We start from the raw sequence: 18,494 nt of genomic DNA, 5'->3' as shown, positions 1-18,494 counted from the left end.
CGGGCAGCGCGCATATTGCATTCGCTCCGAGGAATACCATGGCCCGCGTAACCGTTGAAGACTGCCTAGAACACGTGGAAAACCGCTTTGAGCTGGTCATGCTCTCTACCAAGCGTGCCCGTCAACTGGCCACCGGCGGCAAAGAGCCCCTGGTTCAGTGGGAAAACGACAAGCCTACCGTTGTAGCGCTGCGTGAAATCGCTGAAGGCCTGATGAGCTACGAGTTCATCGCCAATGCTGAAATCGTCGAAGACGAACCGCTGTTCGCAGCGTTCGAGGACGAGTCCAACGAGGCCGTCTAAGCCTATGCCTGGTCGACGTAGCACGGCGCGGGGTCACAGCGAACGGCAGGAGTCATCATGCCGAGCATAGACGCCCTCGCCGATCGCTTATCGGCCTACCTCGGCAAGGACCAGGTCAACCTGGTCCGCCGAGCGTACTTCTACGCCGAACAAGCCCACGACGGCCAACGCCGCCGCAGCGGTGAGGCGTACGTCACGCATCCTCTTGCCGTGGCGAACATTCTTGCCGACATGCACATGGACCATCAGAGTTTGATGGCTGCGATGCTGCATGACGTGATCGAAGACACCGGTATTGCCAAGGAAGCGCTGCAAGCGCAGTTCGGCGAAACCGTGGCCGAACTGGTCGACGGGGTCAGCAAACTGACCCAGATGAACTTCGAGACCAAAGCCGAAGCACAAGCCGAAAACTTCCAGAAAATGGCCATGGCCATGGCACGCGACATTCGCGTGATCCTGGTCAAACTCGCCGACCGCTTGCACAACATGCGCACGCTGGAAGTCCTGTCTGGTGAAAAACGCCGACGGATCGCCAAGGAAACCCTGGAAATCTATGCGCCCATCGCCAACCGGCTGGGCATGCACGCCATCCGCATAGAATTCGAAGACCTCGGCTTCAAGGCCATGCACCCGATGCGTTCCGCGCGGATCAACCAGGCGGTCAAGCGCGCCCGGGGCAACCGCAAGGAAATCGTCAACAAGATCGAAGAATCCCTCAGCCACTGCCTGGCCATCGATGGCATTCAGGGCGAGGTCAGCGGTCGTCAGAAACACCTCTACGGCATCTACAAGAAAATGCGCGGCAAGCGTCGGGCCTTCAACGAGATCATGGACGTCTACGCGTTCCGGATCATCGTCGACAAGGTCGATACGTGCTACCGCGTGCTGGGTGCTGTGCATAATTTGTACAAACCGTTGCCGGGGCGCTTCAAGGATTACATCGCGATTCCCAAGGCCAACGGCTATCAGTCGCTGCACACCACGCTGTTCGGCATGCACGGTGTTCCGATCGAGATCCAGATCCGCACCCGCGAAATGGAAGAGATGGCCAACAACGGCATCGCCGCCCATTGGCTGTACAAATCCAGCGGCGACGAGCAGCCCAAAGGCACTCACGCCCGCGCCCGCCAGTGGGTCAAAGGCGTGCTGGAAATGCAGCAACGCGCCGGCAACTCACTGGAATTCATCGAGAGCGTGAAGATCGACCTGTTCCCGGACGAGGTCTACGTGTTCACGCCCAAAGGCCGGATCATGGAGCTGCCCAAAGGCTCCACGGCGGTCGACTTTGCTTACGCGGTGCATACCGACGTCGGCAACAGCTGCATCGCCTGCCGGATCAATCGTCGTCTCGCACCGCTGTCCGAGCCGCTGCAAAGCGGCTCCACGGTCGAGATCGTCAGCGCTCCCGGCGCACGGCCGAATCCGGCGTGGCTCAACTTTGTGGTCACCGGCAAGGCGCGCACGCATATCCGCCATGCGCTGAAACTGCAACGCCGCTCCGAATCCATCAGCCTGGGTGAACGCCTGCTGAACAAAGTGCTGAATGGCTTCGACAGCTCGCTGGAAAAAGTCGCGGCCGAGCGCGTCAAGGCGATGCTCACCGAGTACCGCCTCGAACTGATCGAAGACCTGCTTGAAGACATCGGCCTGGGCAATCGCATGGCTTACGTGGTCGCCCGACGCCTGCTCGGCGAGGGCGAACAATTGCCAAGCCCTGAAGGCCCGCTGGCGATTCGCGGCACCGAAGGCCTGGTGCTCAGCTACGCCAAATGCTGCACGCCGATCCCGGGCGACCCGATTGTCGGTCACCTGTCGGCGGGCAAAGGCATGGTCGTGCACCTGGACAACTGCCGCAACATCAGCGAAATCCGCCATAACCCGGAAAAATGCATCCAGCTCTCGTGGGCCAAGGATGTCACCGGCGAATTCAACGTCGAGCTGCGCGTCGAGCTGGAACACCAGCGCGGCCTGATCGCTCTGCTGGCCAGCAGCGTCAATGCGGCCGACGGCAATATCGAGAAAATCAGCATGGACGAACGCGATGGTCGCATCAGCGTGGTCCAACTGGTGGTCAGCGTGCACGACCGCGTGCACCTGGCCCGCGTGATCAAGAAATTGCGCGCGCTGACCGGGGTGATTCGTATCACCCGCATGCGCGCCTAAGCCAACCTATTACAAGGAGTCATTCATGACCAAGACTGTTATCACCAGCGACAAGGCCCCGGCCGCCATCGGTACCTACTCCCAGGCGATCAAGGCTGGCAACACTGTTTACATGTCGGGTCAGATTCCTCTGGACCCAAAAACCATGGAACTGGTTGAAGGCTTCGAAGCCCAGACCGTCCAGGTGTTCGAGAACCTCAAAGCCGTAGCCGAAGCCGCTGGCGGTTCGTTCAAGGACATCGTCAAACTGAACATCTTTCTCACCGACCTGAGCCACTTCGCCAAGGTCAACGAGATCATGGGCAAGTACTTTGATCAGCCATACCCTGCTCGCGCCGCCATCGGCGTGGCTGCCCTGCCAAAGGGTTCGCAGGTTGAAATGGATGCCATTCTGGTCATCGAGTAATACGTCCGGCGCAGCCCCAAGGGCTGCGTCGATTCTGTCTTGAAAGGATTCCACCATGCGCCATGCGCTAGCTCTTTCGCTGGTCGCCCTGTTCTTGGGCGGATGTGCCAGCAACCCTGCCGACCGTGACATCAGCGGCACCTGGATCAATCAGGTGGCGATCGATGCTGCGTCCAAAGGTGGCCCTCTGCGCGAAGCGCTCCAGGCATACGGCCCGAACCTGGAATGGGACGTCAACACCAAGGCCAGTCAGGCCCGATACACCAACGGTTTTGAGAACGTCGAAGGCAAGCTGCTCGGCGAAGCGTCCGGTGCCTGGAAAGTCGACTTCTACGGCAGTTCCGCCAGTGAACTGAAGCGGGACGGCAAGCAACTGAGTCAGGCAGCCAGCGACAATGAACCCGCACAAGTCTTCGACCGCGCGTTGATCCCCGTGCCGGATGGCGCACCGATTGGCGCGAGCTTCGAACGCGCGCTGTATTCGGCCTACATGGGCGGTAGCTGGAAAGTCATCAGCGGTCCCGGTGAAGGCAACACCGTGCAGTTCCAGGCCGATGGCCAAGTGACCGGCCTGCCGGGGGCGGATCGCTATGCACTGTGTCTGGCAGGCGATTGCGCGTCGATGAGTGACGGCAACGACAACATGTGGCTGCAACTGAACGGCCAAGGCAACACCTGGATCTTTGCGCGCAAGGGCAAGGAACTGGAGATCCTGCAGGCGGTGAACACTGCACAGGCGGACGAGATGCCGCAGTTCACGCAGGGTCAGCGCAAGTGGTTGCTGGAAAAACAGTGACCCGGATCTGAAGCCAACAGATAACCCTGTGGGAGCGGGCTTGCCCGCGATGGCGGTTTAACAGTCAACCTGGATGTTGAATGTTATGGCCCCATCGCGGGCAAGCCAGCTCCCACAGTGGTTTGTGGTGACTGGAAGTCAGCAGCCGCCTTCGAGGATGGCGGCGTAACCTTCGCGATAGCTTGGGTACTTCGGCTCCCAGCCCAAGGCCTTCGCCCGCGCATTGCTGCACTGCTTGCTACCCGTGCGCCGCACGCTCGCATCGTCGGCCCATTCAGTCACGCCCAGGTATTCACGCAGCCAATCCACCACTTCGGCCAGCGGTGCAGGCGCATCGTCGACACCGATATAGACGTCATCCAGCGCGACACCACGCCGATCCGCCTCAAGCAGAAACGCCATCAGCCCCGCTGCGTCATCCGCGTGAATCCGATTGCCGTATAACGGTGGATCGATCGCCACGCGATATCCGCGACGAACCTGCGTCAGCAGCCATTCGCGGCCCGGGCCATAGATGCCGGTCAACCGCACGATGCTGGCCGGGATGCCACTGTTGAGCGCTACTTGTTCCGCCTCCAGCATCAGCCGACCTGAATAGCCGGCAGCGATGGCCGGCGACGTTTCGTCGACCCACTCGCCGCCCTGCTGGCCGTAAACACTGCTGCTGGAAACGAACAGCAGGCGATTCGGCACCTGCCCGTAGTCGTCCAGCCACTCAAGCACATGCTGCAAGCCCTCGACATAAGCGGCGCGGTAGCCGGCTTCATCGTGATCGGTGGCTGCCGCGCAATACACCAGATAATCCACCGCACCGACTGGCCAGGTCTGCGGACAGTCCTTGTTGAACAAGTCGCCGGCAACACCAATGACACCGTCCGGCAAGCGTGAAACATCCCGGCGCAGGCCGTGAACCTCCCACCCGCAAGCCAGCAATTGTGTAGCCAGACGACTGCCGACATCACCGCAGCCGGCGATCAAAACAGAAGGCGCGGACATCAAAAAACTCCTATCGGAAAGCCACAGACTAGCGCCGGCAATGGACGAGCGGCTAGCAATGAAGGAAAAAAAGATACTCTATTACTTTTGTTAACAAGAATTACTTGCAATAATGCCCGCCACTTTTGTTCTCGGCCTTCGAGGCCTGGAAGAACATTTACCGTCTTTTTCTCTCAGGTCCGGCCAGCATGACACGCAATCAATTCCCCGCTTCGCCAACCAAACGACCTCGCGCCTGGAGCGCGGTGGCCGCCCTGCTGATCAGCCTGATGCTGGCGCCAACCGCCGCATTCGCTGACGCACAAGCGCCGGCCACCCCGGCTGCCGCCACTGCACCTGCTGCAGCCGACCACGCCGTCGATCACGCAGCACCGGCTGCCACCGACACGGCCCAGGCCGTAGACACCGCCAGCGAAGGCGCTCCTGAAGTCCTCGAAGCCGACAACACCCTGGGCATGGCCCACGACCTGTCGCCGTGGGGCATGTACCAGAACGCCGACATCATCGTGAAAATCGTGATGATCGGCCTGGCTATCGCTTCGATCATCACCTGGACCATCTGGATCGCCAAGGGTTTCGAGCTGATGGGCGCCAAGCGCCGGCTGCGCACTGAAATCGTCCACCTGAAGAAGGCGGCCACCCTCAAGGAAGCCAGTGCGACGGCCGCCAAGCCCGGCACGCTCGCCAACCTGTTGGTGCACGATGCGCTGGAAGAGATGCACCTGTCGACCAACAGCCGCGAAAAAGAAGGCATCAAAGAGCGTGTGGCTTTCCGTCTCGAGCGCCTGGTCGCAGCCTGCGGTCGCAACATGAGCAGCGGCACCGGCGTGCTCGCCACCATCGGCTCCACAGCGCCGTTCGTGGGCCTGTTCGGCACCGTGTGGGGCATCATGAACAGCTTCATCGGCATCGCCAAGACCCAAACCACCAACCTCGCCGTCGTGGCACCCGGCATTGCCGAAGCCCTGCTCGCGACTGCGTTGGGCCTGGTGGCCGCGATTCCAGCCGTTGTGATCTACAACGTGTTCGCCCGCTCCATCGCCGGTTACAAGGCGCAAGTGTCCGACGCCTCGGCAGAAGTCCTGTTGCTGGTCAGCCGCGACCTCGACCACCAGCCTGAGCGCAGCTCGCAACCGCACATGGTGAAAGTGGGGTAATCGGCCATGGGCCTGCATTTGAAAGAAGGCGCAGACGACGATCTGGCCGAGAACCACGAAATCAACGTCACGCCGTTCATCGACGTGATGCTGGTGCTGTTGATCATCTTCATGGTGGCCGCTCCGTTGGCCACCGTGGACATCAAGGTCGACCTGCCTGCCTCCAGCGCCAAACCGGCGCCACGGCCAGAGAAACCGGTGTTCCTCAGCGTCAAGGCTGACCAGCGCCTGTTCCTCGGCGAAGACGAAGTGAAAGCCGAAGCCCTCGGTGCCACGCTCGACGCCAAGACCCAGGGCAAGAAAGACACGACGATCTTCTTCCAGGCCGATAAAGGCGTGGACTACGGCGACCTGATGAGCGTGATGGACAACCTGCGCTCCGCCGGTTACCTGAAGGTAGGTCTGGTCGGGCTCGAGACGGCAGTCAAGAAATGATCACGACGCGCCATAAGCTGACGCGTTACAGCGGGAGCCTGGCCGTGGTGCTGGGCGTCCATGCGCTGGCCATTGCGCTGGCGATGAACTGGACCGCACGACCACCCATCGAGCTGCCGCCGCAGGCGATGATGGTCGAGCTGGCACCGGTTCCGGCCCCGCCACCACCGGCACCGCCGAAGGTGATAACGCCGCCACAACCACCCGCTCCGGTGGAAGAACTGCCGATCCCGAAACTGGCTGAAGTGCCGAAGGCGGAAATTACCGTACCGAAGCCGGTCAAACCCAAGCCGAAGCCTCAACCGCCCAAGCCTGTGGAGAAAAAGCCAGAGCCACCGAAGGAAAAACCTTCCGAGGAAAAACCGGCCGACACTCAACCGACCCAGGCACCGACGGAGAAATCCGCGCAACCGGCACCGGGCCCATCACCGGCGCAGCAAGCAGCCAAGGCCAGTTGGCAAGGCACACTGCTCGCGCACCTGGCCAAGTACAAAAAGTACCCGGCCAGTGCTCAGGCGCGGGGCAAGGAAGGTTTGAACCGACTGCGCTTCGTGGTGGATGGTGAAGGTAATGTGTTGTCGTTCGAACTGGTGGGCCGCTCGGGCAACGCCGATCTGGACCGGGCCACCCTGGAAATGATCCGACGCGCCCAGCCGCTGCCCAAGCCACCGGCCGACATGCTGACCAACGGCGCCATCGAAATTGTTGCCCCGTTTGTTTACTCGCTGGAACGCCGTCGCTAAGCAGCAATACAAACTTGAAAGGCACCGAAAGGTGCCTTTCGCGTTTCTGCCAGCGGCAAACCTGCATTGCCCGGTGTCACTCGACACACTCTCTCTGATAACGTGCGTCTATCGATTGCAGCCGGTATGCTTGGCCCGCAACTTCATGGACGCTCGCTATGACTCTTACAGAATTACGCTACATCGTTACCCTCGCCCAAGAGCAGCACTTCGGCCACGCGGCTGAGCGTTGCCACGTCAGCCAGCCGACCTTGTCGGTGGGCGTGAAAAAGCTTGAAGACGAACTCGGTGTGCTGATTTTCGAGCGCAGCAAGAGCGCCGTGCGCCTGACCCCGGTCGGCGAAGGCATCGTGGCCCAGGCACAAAAAGTCCTGGAGCAGGCCCAAGGCATCCGCGAACTGGCCCAGGCCGGCAAGAACCAGCTGACCGCCCCGCTGAAAGTCGGCGCGATCTACACCGTCGGCCCGTACCTGTTTCCGCACCTGATTCCACAACTGCACCGGGTCGCCCCGCAGATGCCGTTGTACATCGAAGAAAACTTCACCCACGTGCTGCGCGACAAACTGCGCAACGGCGAACTCGACGCGATCATCATCGCCCTGCCGTTCAACGAAGCCGACGTACTGACCCTGCAGCTCTACGACGAGCCGTTCTACGTCCTGATGCCGGCCCAGCACCCGTGGACGCAAAAAGAATCCATCGACGCCGCCCTGCTCAACGACAAGAGTCTGCTGTTGCTCGGCGAGGGCCACTGCTTCCGCGATCAAGTGCTGGAAGCCTGCCCGACGCTGACCAAAGGCAACGACGGCGCCAAGCACACCACGGTGGAATCCAGTTCGCTGGAAACCATTCGCCACATGGTCGCCTCGGGCCTCGGGATTTCGATCCTGCCGCTGTCGGCCGTGGACAGCCATCACTACGCCCCCGGCGTGATCGAAGTGCGCCCACTGACCCCGCCGGTGCCGTTCCGTACCGTGGCCATCGCCTGGCGTGCAAGCTTCCCGCGTCCGAAGGCGATTGAAATTCTCGCCGACTCCATTCGCCTGTGCTCGGTGGCCAAGCCGCCCGCGCCGGTGGTTGCGGCTTAAGTCGCAGTCATGACCGAGTTGTCGCAAGTGTCGGTCACGGCACTCAAGGGTGTCGGCGAGGCCATGGCCGAGAAATTGGCCAAGGTCGGCCTGGAGAATCTCCAGGACGTGTTGTTCCACCTGCCGCTGCGTTATCAGGACCGCACCCGCGTGGTCCCGATCGGCCATTTGCGACCGGGGCAGGACGCCGTGATCGAAGGCACCGTCAGCGGCGCCGACGTGGTCATGGGCCGTCGACGTAGCCTGGTCGTGCGCTTGCAGGACGGCACCGGCGGGCTAAGCCTGCGCTTCTACCATTTCAGCAACGCCCAAAAAGAAGGCCTCAAACGCGGCACGCGGATTCGCTGCTACGGCGAAGCGCGGCCCGGTGCGTCGGGGCTGGAGATCTACCACCCGGAATACCGCGCCATCACCGGCGACGAACCGCCGCCGGTGGATGAAACCCTGACCCCGGTCTACCCGCTCACCGAAGGCCTGACCCAACAGCGCCTGCGCCAGTTGTGCATGCAAACCCTGACGATGCTCGGCCCGACCAGCCTGCCCGACTGGCTGCCGACCGAGCTGGCGCGGGACTATCAACTGGCGCCACTGGCCGATGCGATCCGCTACCTGCATCACCCACCCGCCGATGCCGATGTCGATGAACTCGCCCTCGGTCATCACTGGGCGCAGCACCGTCTGGCCTTTGAAGAACTGCTGACGCATCAACTGTCGCAGCAGCGTCTGCGCGAAAGCATGCGCTCCCTGCGTGCGCCAGCGATGCCCAAAGCCACGAAGTTACCGGTGAAATACCTGGCCAACCTCGGCTTCGCGCCGACCGGCGCCCAAGAACGCGTCGGTAACGAAATCGCCTACGACCTCAGTCAGCACGAGCCGATGCTGCGTTTGATTCAGGGCGACGTCGGCGCGGGTAAAACCGTGGTCGCGGCCCTCGCCGCGCTGCAAGCGCTGGAAGCCGGTTACCAAGTCGCGTTGATGGCGCCGACCGAGATCCTCGCCGAGCAGCACTTCATCACCTTCAAGCGCTGGCTCGAACCGCTGGGCATCGAAGTCGCGTGGCTGGCCGGCAAACTCAAAGGCAAGAACCGCGTGGCCGCGCTGGAACAAATCGCCAGCGGCACACCGATGGTGGTCGGGACCCACGCGCTGTTCCAGGACGAAGTGAAGTTCAAGAACCTGGCTTTGGTGATCATCGACGAACAACACCGTTTCGGCGTGCAACAGCGGCTGGCGTTGCGGCAGAAAGGCGTCGGCGGGCGCATGTGTCCGCATCAGCTGATCATGACCGCCACGCCGATTCCACGGACGCTGGCGATGAGTGCCTACGCCGACCTCGACACCTCGATCCTCGACGAACTGCCGCCGGGCCGAACCCCGGTCAACACCGTGTTGGTCACCGATACCCGGCGCGTCGAAGTCATCGAGCGAGTGCGCGGTGCCTGCGCCGAGGGGCGTCAGGCCTATTGGGTGTGCACGCTGATCGAAGAGTCGGAAGAGCTGACCTGCCAAGCCGCCGAAACCACTTACGAAGACCTCACCGCCGCCCTTGGCGAGTTGAAAGTCGGGTTGATTCACGGCCGCATGAAGCCCGTGGAAAAAGCCGCCGTGATGGCCGAATTCAAGGCCGGCAACCTGCAACTGCTGGTCGCCACCACCGTGATCGAAGTCGGCGTCGACGTGCCGAACGCCAGCCTGATGATCATCGAAAACCCCGAACGCCTCGGCCTCGCTCAACTGCACCAATTGCGCGGCCGTGTCGGCCGGGGCAGCGCCGCCAGCCATTGCGTGCTGCTCTACCATCCGCCGTTGTCGCAAATCGGTCGTCAGCGCCTGGGCATCATGCGCGAAACCAACGACGGCTTTGTCATCGCCGAGAAAGACCTCGAACTGCGCGGCCCCGGCGAAATGCTCGGCACGCGGCAGACCGGTCTGCTTCAATTCAAGGTCGCCGACCTGATGCGCGACGCCGACTTGCTGCCCGCCGTGCGCGACGCCGCCCAGGCATTGCTGGAGCGTTGGCCGGATCACGTCAGCCCGCTGCTGGACCGCTGGCTACGCCACGGGCAGCAATACGGCCAAGTGTGAGCACCGTCGCAGTTTCTAGACCCTGCCTTTAAACAAGCTGGTTATACTCCTGCAATTGTTTGAATACGGATACAGACCATGACTGAAGCTGCCCTCGTCCCCGAACCCCCGCACGCTCCGTCTGTTATTCGGCTGTTGCTCGCCAAACTGGGCATCGCCTACGAAGAAGTCCTCGATCACCACGGCCTGAACGCCTCGCGCAAGGTACAAGCGGTGCTGCTCGACGATGCCGTGGGCGCGCTGATGGTGTTGTTCCCGCAAAGCCAATTGCTCGACCTCAACCGCCTCGCTGAGCTGACCGGCCGCCGCCTGGCCGCCGTGTCGACCGAGCGCCTGGAAAAGATGCTCGGCAAACACAACCTGAGCCTGCTGCCCGGCCTGCCGGCGCTGACCAGCTCACCGTGCCTGTACGAAGAAAGCCTGCTGCGCGAACCGAAGTTGCTGATCAACTCGGGCGAGCCGGGCGTGCTGCTGGAAATCACCAGCGAAGCCTTCAAGACCATGCTGACCAAGGCCAGCGCCGCCAACTTCGGCGAGAACGTGAGCAGCATCCGCCCGAACCTCGACCGCCCCGACGATGACCGCGAGGAAATCACCCAGGCCGTCCAGGCGTTTACCGCGCGACGCATCCAGCAACGCCTGGAAGCCACCATCGAAATTCCGCCGCTGGCCGAGACCGCGCAAAAAATCATCAAACTGCGCGTCGACCCCAACGCCACCATCGACGACATCACCGGCGTGGTCGAAACCGACCCGGCCCTGGCCGCGCAAGTCGTGAGCTGGGCGGCGTCGCCGTACTACGCCTCGCCGGGCAAGATTCGCTCGGTTGAAGACGCCATCGTGCGGGTGCTGGGTTTCGACCTGGTGATCAACCTCGCGCTGGGCCTGGCCCTGGGCAAAACCCTCAGCCTGCCCAAAGACCACCCGCAACACACCACGCCGTACTGGCAGCAATCGATCTACACCGCCGCCGTCATCGAAGGCCTGACCCGCGCCATGCCTCGCGCCCAGCGCCCGGAAGCCGGCCTGACCTACCTCGCCGGCCTGCTGCACAACTTTGGCTACTTGTTGCTGGCCCACGTGTTCCCGCCGCACTTCTCGCTGATCTGCCGCCACCTGGAGGTCAACCCGCACCTGTGCCACAGCTTTGTCGAGCAACACCTGCTGGGCATCAGCCGCGAACAGATCGGCTCGTGGCTGATGCGCTACTGGGACATGCCCGACGAACTGGCCACCGCGCTGCGCTTCCAGCACGACCCGAGTTATGACGGTGCCTACGCCGAGTACCCGAACCTCGTGTGCCTGTCCGTGCGATTGCTGCGCAGCCGCGGCATCGGCTCCGGCCCGGATGAAGACATCCCGGATGCTTTGCTGGAGCGTGTCGGCCTGACCCGCGACAAAGCCAACGATGTGGTCAGCAAAGTGCTTGAAGCCGAAGTGCTGCTGCGCGAACTGGCCTCGCAATTTACTCAAGCCTAAAAAGCTTCGCGGGCAAGCCACGCTCCCACAGGATTTAGGTGATCCTGTGGGAGCGTGGCTTGCCCGCGATGAACCCACCTCGGTCTACCTGAAACTCCCCTCGCCACAGGGTTAATCATCGGCCTCAAGCCTTGGCTTTAGCCTTCGCCTTCCTAGGCTTCAAATACTTGGTCAACCCCTGAAACCAGATCACCAGCGCCGGGTTGCCCTTGATCTGAATCGACTTGTCCTGAATCCCCGTCATAAACGCCAACTGCTTGTTCTTCGCCTGCATCGTGGCAAAGCCATACGCCGCATCTTTAAACGCAATCGCAAACGCCGGCTCGGCATATACGCCCGACTGGCTGGTAATACGCTGGTCCTTCACAAAGAAATGCCGCGCCACTTTCCCGTCCAGGGTCTGTAATTGGAACACCAACTCCTTGTCACCCAACTGCTGTTGAAACGCAGGATTGGTCCGGCTGGCCTTACCCATCAACAAACCCAGCATCCACAGAAGAAAACGAAATTTCATGCGCACAGCCTCAAGAGAAAAATGAACGGCCGGCGCAGTGTAGCGGCTTCAAGCGAGAACGCCACCATTGCGCAGTGTTAGAAGAAGATGCCGTACTTTTTGACGCTGATGACTACCAAGTCATTGACGAAATGTTGTTGTTTAAAAGCCAAGATTTATTGAGGCCTCTACGCTCATCCCTTGAGTTGACCATTGCTTGCTCCCTGTTACGCCCGACGTCGCAGACGCTGCAGCCAGGACGAAGTGGCGCCCATGGCGTCACGCAGTTGTGCGGCGGTGATCGTTCGATCAGCCGCATTGAATGCCAGCGCTGTTCGCAGGGCTGGCCAGCAGTGTTTCGGTAGGTTTTCCGGCGCGTGCAACTCGCGCTCCAGGTGTTCGTCACGGGCCTCGGTCGAGGGCAAGCGTCGGAACGGGTGTTTGCCGCCCGCCAATTCGTAGAGCACGCACGCCACGCCGTAGACGTCGGCGCAGGCCAACAGAGACTGGCCTTCGAGCAGTTCCGGTGCGGCGTAGCCCGGTGTCCAGGCGTTGAAGCGGTCGCGGCTCAGGTGTGGCAGGCCAGGGAGGATGCCCTCCTCCGCCCGGCCCAACCCGAAGTCGAACAGACGCACGCCTTCTTCACTGAGCATCACGTTGCTCGGCTTCATGTCGCCGTGCAGCACGCCGCGAGCGTGGGCGTAGGCCAGCGCGTCGAGCAGCGGCAGCGCGATCTCGCGCAGTTCTTTCCATGGCAAGCCCAGGGGCCGCTCGCAGAGCAGTTTGTCCAGGGTCAACCCACGCATGAGTTCCATAGTGATGAAGGCGCGCTGACAATCGGTGTCCACTTCAAAGGTGTGCGGTCGCAGCACGTTGTCGTGGCGCAGTCGTCGGGTCAGGGCAAACTCGCTGTAGAGCAAGGCGCTGGCGTCCGGCGATTCGGCAAATTCTTCGCTGAGGATTTTCAGCGCGATGTAAGGGTCGGGATCGCCGAACTGTTCGCTCAGCAAGTCCCGCGCGCGGTAAACCGCGCCCATGCCGCCAGCACCGAGCAGGCGCTCGATGCGATAACGGCCTGCAAGAATGTCGGGTATTTTGCCGACGCTGGTCTTGGTCGACGCCAGCGCGGGTTCAGCCTTGTGCGATTTGGCGAACGCAAAGTAAGTCAGGTTGTTGGCTTCCTCGTCAGTCATCAGCAAGTCGTCGAACGGCGGCATGAGTTGAGTCATTGGCGGATCACCACGGCAGTCAGGTTGTCTCGGGCTGAGCCACGCAGTGCGCCGTCGAACAGACGCTCCAGCGCGACATGCGGCGCGGTCAGGCTCAAGGCGCTGCCCAAGGCATCACTGCTCAACCCGTTGTACAAACCATCGCTGCACAACAGAAACGCATCGCCGGGGTAGACCTCGAGTTCGAGCACGTCCAGCGTCAGTTGCTCGGTTGCCCCGACCGCACGGGTCAAGGCGTAGGCAGACGGGTGCGCACGGGCGTCTTCGAGGCTCATTTGCTGCTCGTCAATCAGTTGCTGTTGCAGCGAATGGTCCTTGGACAGCTGATACAACCGCTGGTCGCGCCACAGGTAGCAACGGCTGTCGCCGGCCCAGATGCAGGCCGCGCGATTGCCTTCCACCAGCAGCGCCACGACGGTGCTGCCCATGATGCTGTCGTGGCGCCCGGCAGTGACGGTCAACTCCTGACCCAAGCGACGGTTCAGCCAATGCAGACACTGGCGAATACCTCTGAGTCGTTCGTCAAAGTCATCCTGCGCCGGCAATTCGGCCAGGCTGGCGACGATCAACTGGCTGGCAATGTCGCCCCCCTGATGACCGCCCATGCCGTCCGCAACCACCCACAGCCCCTGCTGCGGGCAGTCGAGAAAAGCATCTTCGTTGCGCGCCCGAACCTTGCCGGCATCGGTACGCGCAGCGCTGCGCCAGGGACTGGCAATCAGCATCAGAGCTGCACCGGCATACGGAAGGTGCGCAGCACGCCCATGTCGAACGGGCTCGGCGTGCGCTGGCTGGTCAGCAAGTAGTTGGCGCGCAGGCCACCCACATCGGCTTTCAATACCAGCACGTCGCGACCGCTGAGGTACTCGGTCTGCATCAGGTCGAACAGGCGGAACAGCGACCACGGGCCGGAGTTCTTCTCGATACCGATCGGGCGGCCCGCCATCTTGTCCATCACCAGACTGGTGCGCCCGTCTTCAGCGTCGGTCGGCCAATTGAACGACACCGGCACAATCGGGCCGTGACGGTATTCGATGGTCTTGTCGCCGAACCTGAACTCGGAACGGCTGACGGCCGGGTCAAGGGTGTACGGCTCCAGTTTGAACTGCACTTGCGGTTCCGCCGGGTTGATCGAGAAGAAGCTCTGGCGGATCACTCGTGCCGCGGCCATCTGGTCGAGGTAGACCTTGGAGATCGGCATGCTGTGACCGTCAATGCGGCGAAGTCGGTAGTTGCCCGGATCGCCACTCACGAACGGGCGCATGTAGGTATCGAAGAACCGATCAGCAATGCCCTGCGCCTTGAAGAACTCGCGGAAGTCGCTGATCGCCACGTCGCTGGTGCTGTGGGCGCTGAACGGGTAACGCTTGTTGATTGCCTTGCCGTAGAAGCTGTACAGCTCGCTTTGATAACGCTGGTTCAGGTATTGGTAGGAATCGTTGAGCACCAGCCGCCAAGTGTCTTCGGCCAGCACGTTGAACCACACGCTGACCGGGCGCGGCAGACGGTTCGAGGCATTGCGCAGGTTGCTCAGCGCGTCACGCTGGCCGCTCATGCGGGTCTTGGCCATTTCGAACGCGGCCTGCTCAGGCGCACTGGAACGCGCAAGGCTCGACAGTTGCATTTGCAGTTCGTTGAGCGCCGTCAGCGCCGGGGTCAAATCAGCGGCAGGGCCGTTGTTTTCATCCAGCAAGCGGTGCAGCGGCTCGAAGCGGCGTTGCAGGGATTTCTTTGCGGTGTCGGGCAGGTTCTTCGCCATAGCCGATGCTTCGTCCGCAGCCGCCGCGGCCAGTTGGCCGAGCTTGCCGCCCAGTTTTTCAGCCGACGCTGGGGCGTCATCGGCCCTGTCGGCGACGACGGGGAAATGGGTGTTCTCACGCACTTGCACCAGCAATTGCAGCACCGGCGAGTTGGCCGAGGTCAGGCCCGCCAGTTGCCCGGCGCCCTCGCCCGCATCGTTTATCGGTGGCAGAGCCACCTGGCCGACCGCTTCGCCCCAGAAATTGGCGTAGTCGCGGAAGTACAGTTGCTCCAGTTCGACCATCAGGCGACGCAAGTCCATGGCGCTGATGCCCGCGCCTTCGCCCAGCACCCAGTTGTCACGCAGGATATCGGTGACCAGCGCACTGCTCTGCACGGAGAAATACTGCTGATAACCCTGTTTGGTGTAGAAGCCCGGGATCACGTAATCGGTGCCGACAAACAGCGCACCTTGCGGGACCAGGTGTTGGCTCAGGCGATAGTCCGGCAGGTTACGGGCCTGCTCGCGCAGCATCCGGTAAACCACGTTGGCCAGCGACTCGCTACGCAAGACCTGACGCGCCTGAGCCACCAGTTGATCGTTCAGCGGGTAAATAAACGGCTGCTTGAGCAAACGCTCGAAGTGCGTGTTCAGACCGTTCTGCACCGCGGTGTTACCGGCGTAATGCAGGGACCATTCGGTAGCGACCCAATCCATGAGCCATGGGCCGTCGCGCCGATCTTTCATGTTCAGCATCAGGTACGCGCGCAGGCTGTTGAGCAGGCGCTCGCGATCCTTCATATTGGCGCGGACCTGCCCTTCCAGCAGGGTCGCGACCTTCGGTAGCAACTGCGCTTCGAGCTCCCGCGCGTAGGCCTCCTTGACCACTGGATTGACGTCTCCGCCCTGGTACAGACCGCCACGCTCGTGGTAGCTCACGTCACCTTTTTTCGGGAACACCTGAGTCGCCGCGTAGCGGGTGTCGAGGGGCTTGAGCACCGCCATCGAATCATCACGCGCAGTCAGGGGCGAGCGTTGTTGCGTCCAGGTTTGCGCCAGGTTGCGCAGACTTTCCAGACGTTCGTAGTTGGCCGAGAATCCGCCCGCCCACAACAGACCGAACAGGCCCAACGTTGCCAACGCACCGACGTACAACGCGCGCTGGCCCCAGTGGATGCGGCTGCGTTCACGCTTATCCAACCCGGCCAGATCGGCCTCGGGGAAAATCACCCGGCTGAGCAAGTGATGAATGAACCGCGAACGGCCACTGCGCAAGGTCGGCAGCATGCCGGCCTTCACGCCCAGATTGGCGCCGATGGCGGCGGTGGTCTCATCCATTTCCTGGGTCAAGTGCGGTGCGCTGGTCAGGTAGAAACCGCGTAACTGGCTGGCACGCTGGTAGCGATTGCCGGTGAACGCCATGTCCACGAACAGACACAGGCGCTCGCCGATCTGTCCCAGTTGATGCGGGAAGTCGAGGATGCGGCCACGGCGCTGGGTGTCGCGCTCCTGGTGCATGCGCATGATCACCTGGCTGTTGAGGCGACGCAGCAGCTCTTCGAATTCGGCGCGCAGCACGGTGACGTCGGTGCCGCTCTGCTCTTTGCGGAAGCTGGTGCCGAGCACCTGATCGCTTTCTTCGCGGGTCAACTGATCGAAAAACTCATCGAAGCCGAGCAACTGGTCAGCCTTGCTCAGCACCAGATAAATCGGCACATCGATGTGGAGTTTCTGATGCACTTCTTGCAGACGGGTGCGCACCTGCCGGCCCAGAAGCGCGAGGGCTTTCTCGTCGGCGCATAGCAGGGTTTCCACTTCAATAGCCACCAGCACGCCGTTTAGCGGACGATTGCGACGACGCTTGCAAAGAAGATCAAGCAAGGTGCTCCAGGCGCTGCCGTCGACTTCGGCATCCGGCTGGGTCAGGTAACGCCCGGCGGTATCAATCAGCACACCGTGGTCGGCAAAATACCAGTCGCAATGACGGGTGCCGAGGGTGTCGCGGGTCAGTTTGCGGTCGATTTTGTTGATCGGAAACTCAAGGCCCGAAAAGTCCAGCAGGCTGGTCTTGCCGCTGCCCTGCGGGCCGATCAGCAAGTACCACGGCAAATCACTGCGCCAGCGTTCGCTGCGGCCGCGATACAGGCTCGAGGTCTTCAGGGTTTTCAGGGCGTCCTTGAAGCGCTCTTTCAACTCTTTCTGCGCTTCGTCGATCTGCTCTTCACGGCGGATACGGTCCTCACCGTCTTCGGTGTCTTCGACGGCTTTTTTACGCACGCCAGCGCGCCAGCTGACGAAGACCATGGTCAGGCCCCAGATCAGGAACAGCACACTGATGGTCAGCAGGCGGGAAGTCGAACCTTCCCAGAACTTGTAGTCATTGACCGCCAGCAGCGGCCCGACGAACCACACCAGCAGCGCGGCGAACAGCACCAGCAGCAAGGTCCAGACCCAGGTCTGGCACACGAACACGCCGACTTTCTTGAAAAACTTTTTCATCACACGTCCCTGTTTACGGCTGCGACTGCGGCTGGATCCAGCGGCTGATAAGGTTGCAGAACGGTGTCGCGCTGCTCGCCCAAGACCCAGGCGAAACCCGAATACATCACCACCAGGCAAACCACGGTGAACAACACCACCATCCACGCCGGCACGATGCGCACCAGACTGCGGCGCTGATCGTTCAAGCCTTCCCAATGCGGAGAGAGTTCGCGAGGTACGTCGCCGCGCAGCTGACGAATCTGCCGATACAAGGCATCGCGGATGCCTTCGAGTTCGAGCATGCCGCGCGCTTTCACGCGGTACTTGCCTTCGAAACCAAGGGACAGGCACAGGTACATCAGCTCTAGAATCGGCAGGTGCTTGACCGGGTTTTTCGACACCAGATCCAGCAGCTGAAAGAACTTCTCGCCGCCGGAGGTTTCGTTGTGGAAGCTGCTGAGCAGGCTCATCTGCGACCACTCGCTTTCATTGCCCCATGGTGTGGTCACGACGGCTTCGTCGACCACGGTGCAAAGCAGGTACCGTGCAGTCATCACCTGGCCGCTTTCGCAGCCGTCGTGCTGTGCGCGCGCTTCAAACATTTTCAGCGCAGCCGTCAGCCGATCTTTGAGCGCATACAGGTCATCAGGGATGGTGCTGTGCTTGAGCCGCACCACTTCCGACAACAGGTTGGAGCCAGCAGCCACCAGCGTATTGAGGCTGATGTTGAAGGACTCCGCGGGCCCCAGACGTGCGGCGTAGATCATCCGCTCTTTGAGTTGTTCGAAGCGCGGCGGAGCCGCGAAATCGGTCAGCGGACTTTGCGCCGGGCCGTGGCCCTGGTGGTCGAGCAAGACGGTTTTATCGTCCTGATGGTGTTCCGTGTCCTTGATCATGTCG

At 61.7% G+C, this 18,494-nt stretch carries 16 protein-coding genes; 10 read left to right on the top strand and 6 right to left on the bottom strand.

What is annotated here, in order from left to right; translation table 11 throughout:
- The first annotated feature begins 38 nt into the window (after nucleotides 1-38).
- Genes rpoZ through F8N43_RS13545 form a run of 4 tightly spaced genes read left to right on the top strand, consistent with a single transcriptional unit; the run spans nucleotide 39 to nucleotide 3,667 of the window.
- A complete protein-coding gene (rpoZ, locus tag F8N43_RS13560) occupies nucleotides 39-302 on the top strand; it encodes a DNA-directed RNA polymerase subunit omega (protein ID WP_003177259.1) in 264 nt (87 codons plus the stop codon).
- Nucleotides 303-359: 57 nt separating this feature from the next.
- The gene (gene spoT, locus F8N43_RS13555) at nucleotides 360-2,465 is read left to right on the top strand and encodes a bifunctional GTP diphosphokinase/guanosine-3',5'-bis pyrophosphate 3'-pyrophosphohydrolase (protein ID WP_150631339.1); all 2,106 of its coding nucleotides are present in this window, start codon (nucleotides 360-362) and stop codon (nucleotides 2,463-2,465) included.
- A gap of 25 nt (nucleotides 2,466-2,490) precedes the next feature.
- The gene (locus F8N43_RS13550) at nucleotides 2,491-2,871 is read left to right on the top strand and encodes a RidA family protein (protein WP_003229509.1); all 381 of its coding nucleotides are present in this window, start codon (nucleotides 2,491-2,493) and stop codon (nucleotides 2,869-2,871) included.
- A 55-nt stretch (nucleotides 2,872-2,926) separates the two neighbouring features.
- Nucleotides 2,927-3,667 carry a hypothetical protein gene (locus F8N43_RS13545; protein ID WP_150638150.1) on the top strand — a complete coding sequence of 247 codons (741 nt, stop codon included), beginning with the start codon at nucleotides 2,927-2,929 and terminating at the stop codon, nucleotides 3,665-3,667.
- A 138-nt stretch (nucleotides 3,668-3,805) separates the two neighbouring features.
- Here F8N43_RS13545 and F8N43_RS13540 read toward each other — a convergent pair whose 3' ends face one another.
- On the bottom strand, nucleotides 3,806-4,663 hold the full coding sequence (locus F8N43_RS13540; RefSeq protein ID WP_150638151.1) for an SDR family oxidoreductase: 858 nt from the start codon (nucleotides 4,661-4,663) through the stop codon (nucleotides 3,806-3,808).
- 188 nt (nucleotides 4,664-4,851) lie between these two features.
- Between F8N43_RS13540 and exbB the strand changes: the two genes are divergently transcribed.
- The 6 genes from exbB to F8N43_RS13510 all read left to right on the top strand — a co-directional run bounded on the left by exbB (nucleotide 4,852) and on the right by F8N43_RS13510 (nucleotide 11,650).
- Entirely contained in the window at nucleotides 4,852-5,820 is a 969-nt protein-coding gene (exbB, locus tag F8N43_RS13535) for a tonB-system energizer ExbB (protein ID WP_150638152.1), read from the top strand.
- Nucleotides 5,821-5,826: 6 nt separating this feature from the next.
- Nucleotides 5,827-6,255 (top strand): TonB system transport protein ExbD, encoded by a 429-nt coding sequence (gene exbD / locus F8N43_RS13530; protein WP_150631335.1) that lies wholly within the window; start codon nucleotides 5,827-5,829, stop codon nucleotides 6,253-6,255.
- The gene (locus F8N43_RS13525) at nucleotides 6,252-6,998 is read left to right on the top strand and encodes an energy transducer TonB (protein WP_150631334.1); all 747 of its coding nucleotides are present in this window, start codon (nucleotides 6,252-6,254) and stop codon (nucleotides 6,996-6,998) included. Before exbD ends, F8N43_RS13525 begins: the two co-directional genes overlap by 4 nt.
- Before the next feature lie 158 nt (nucleotides 6,999-7,156).
- The gene (locus tag F8N43_RS13520) at nucleotides 7,157-8,086 is read left to right on the top strand and encodes a hydrogen peroxide-inducible genes activator (protein ID WP_017341496.1); all 930 of its coding nucleotides are present in this window, start codon (nucleotides 7,157-7,159) and stop codon (nucleotides 8,084-8,086) included.
- A 9-nt stretch (nucleotides 8,087-8,095) separates the two neighbouring features.
- On the top strand, nucleotides 8,096-10,171 hold the full coding sequence (recG, locus tag F8N43_RS13515) for an ATP-dependent DNA helicase RecG (protein WP_150631333.1): 2,076 nt from the start codon (nucleotides 8,096-8,098) through the stop codon (nucleotides 10,169-10,171).
- Nucleotides 10,172-10,249: 78 nt separating this feature from the next.
- On the top strand, nucleotides 10,250-11,650 hold the full coding sequence (locus F8N43_RS13510; protein WP_150631332.1) for an aminoacyl-tRNA deacylase and HDOD domain-containing protein: 1,401 nt from the start codon (nucleotides 10,250-10,252) through the stop codon (nucleotides 11,648-11,650).
- Nucleotides 11,651-11,774: 124 nt separating this feature from the next.
- On the opposite strand, the gene F8N43_RS13505 is transcribed toward F8N43_RS13510, so the two are convergent.
- The 5 genes from F8N43_RS13505 to icmH all read right to left on the bottom strand — a co-directional run bounded on the left by F8N43_RS13505 (nucleotide 11,775) and on the right by icmH (nucleotide 18,490).
- Entirely contained in the window at nucleotides 11,775-12,164 is a 390-nt protein-coding gene (locus F8N43_RS13505) for a helicase (protein WP_150631331.1), read from the bottom strand.
- 206 nt (nucleotides 12,165-12,370) lie between these two features.
- Nucleotides 12,371-13,372, bottom strand: coding sequence for a serine/threonine-protein kinase (locus F8N43_RS13500; protein WP_191623673.1), 1,002 nt, complete (start codon nucleotides 13,370-13,372; stop codon nucleotides 12,371-12,373).
- Complete coding sequence (locus tag F8N43_RS13495) at nucleotides 13,369-14,097, bottom strand: PP2C family protein-serine/threonine phosphatase (protein WP_150653916.1); 729 nt, start codon at nucleotides 14,095-14,097, stop codon at nucleotides 13,369-13,371. Before F8N43_RS13495 ends, F8N43_RS13500 begins: the two co-directional genes overlap by 4 nt.
- A complete protein-coding gene (tssM, locus tag F8N43_RS13490; protein ID WP_150653915.1) occupies nucleotides 14,097-17,612 on the bottom strand; it encodes a type VI secretion system membrane subunit TssM in 3,516 nt (1,171 codons plus the stop codon). The genes F8N43_RS13495 and tssM overlap by 1 nt, the downstream gene beginning before the upstream one ends.
- Nucleotides 17,612-18,490: a type IVB secretion system protein IcmH/DotU gene (gene icmH / locus F8N43_RS13485; RefSeq protein ID WP_150631328.1), complete on the bottom strand. Its 879-nt coding sequence runs from the start codon at nucleotides 18,488-18,490 to the stop codon at nucleotides 17,612-17,614. Before icmH ends, tssM begins: the two co-directional genes overlap by 1 nt.
- Nucleotides 18,491-18,494 lie beyond the last annotated feature (4 nt).

Source organism: Pseudomonas fluorescens (assembly GCF_902498065.1).
GTDB classification, from domain to species: domain Bacteria; phylum Pseudomonadota; class Gammaproteobacteria; order Pseudomonadales; family Pseudomonadaceae; genus Aquipseudomonas; species Aquipseudomonas fluorescens_BJ.
Note: the sequence above shows the minus strand (reverse complement) of the source record. Positions and strands in the feature narration are given on the sequence as shown.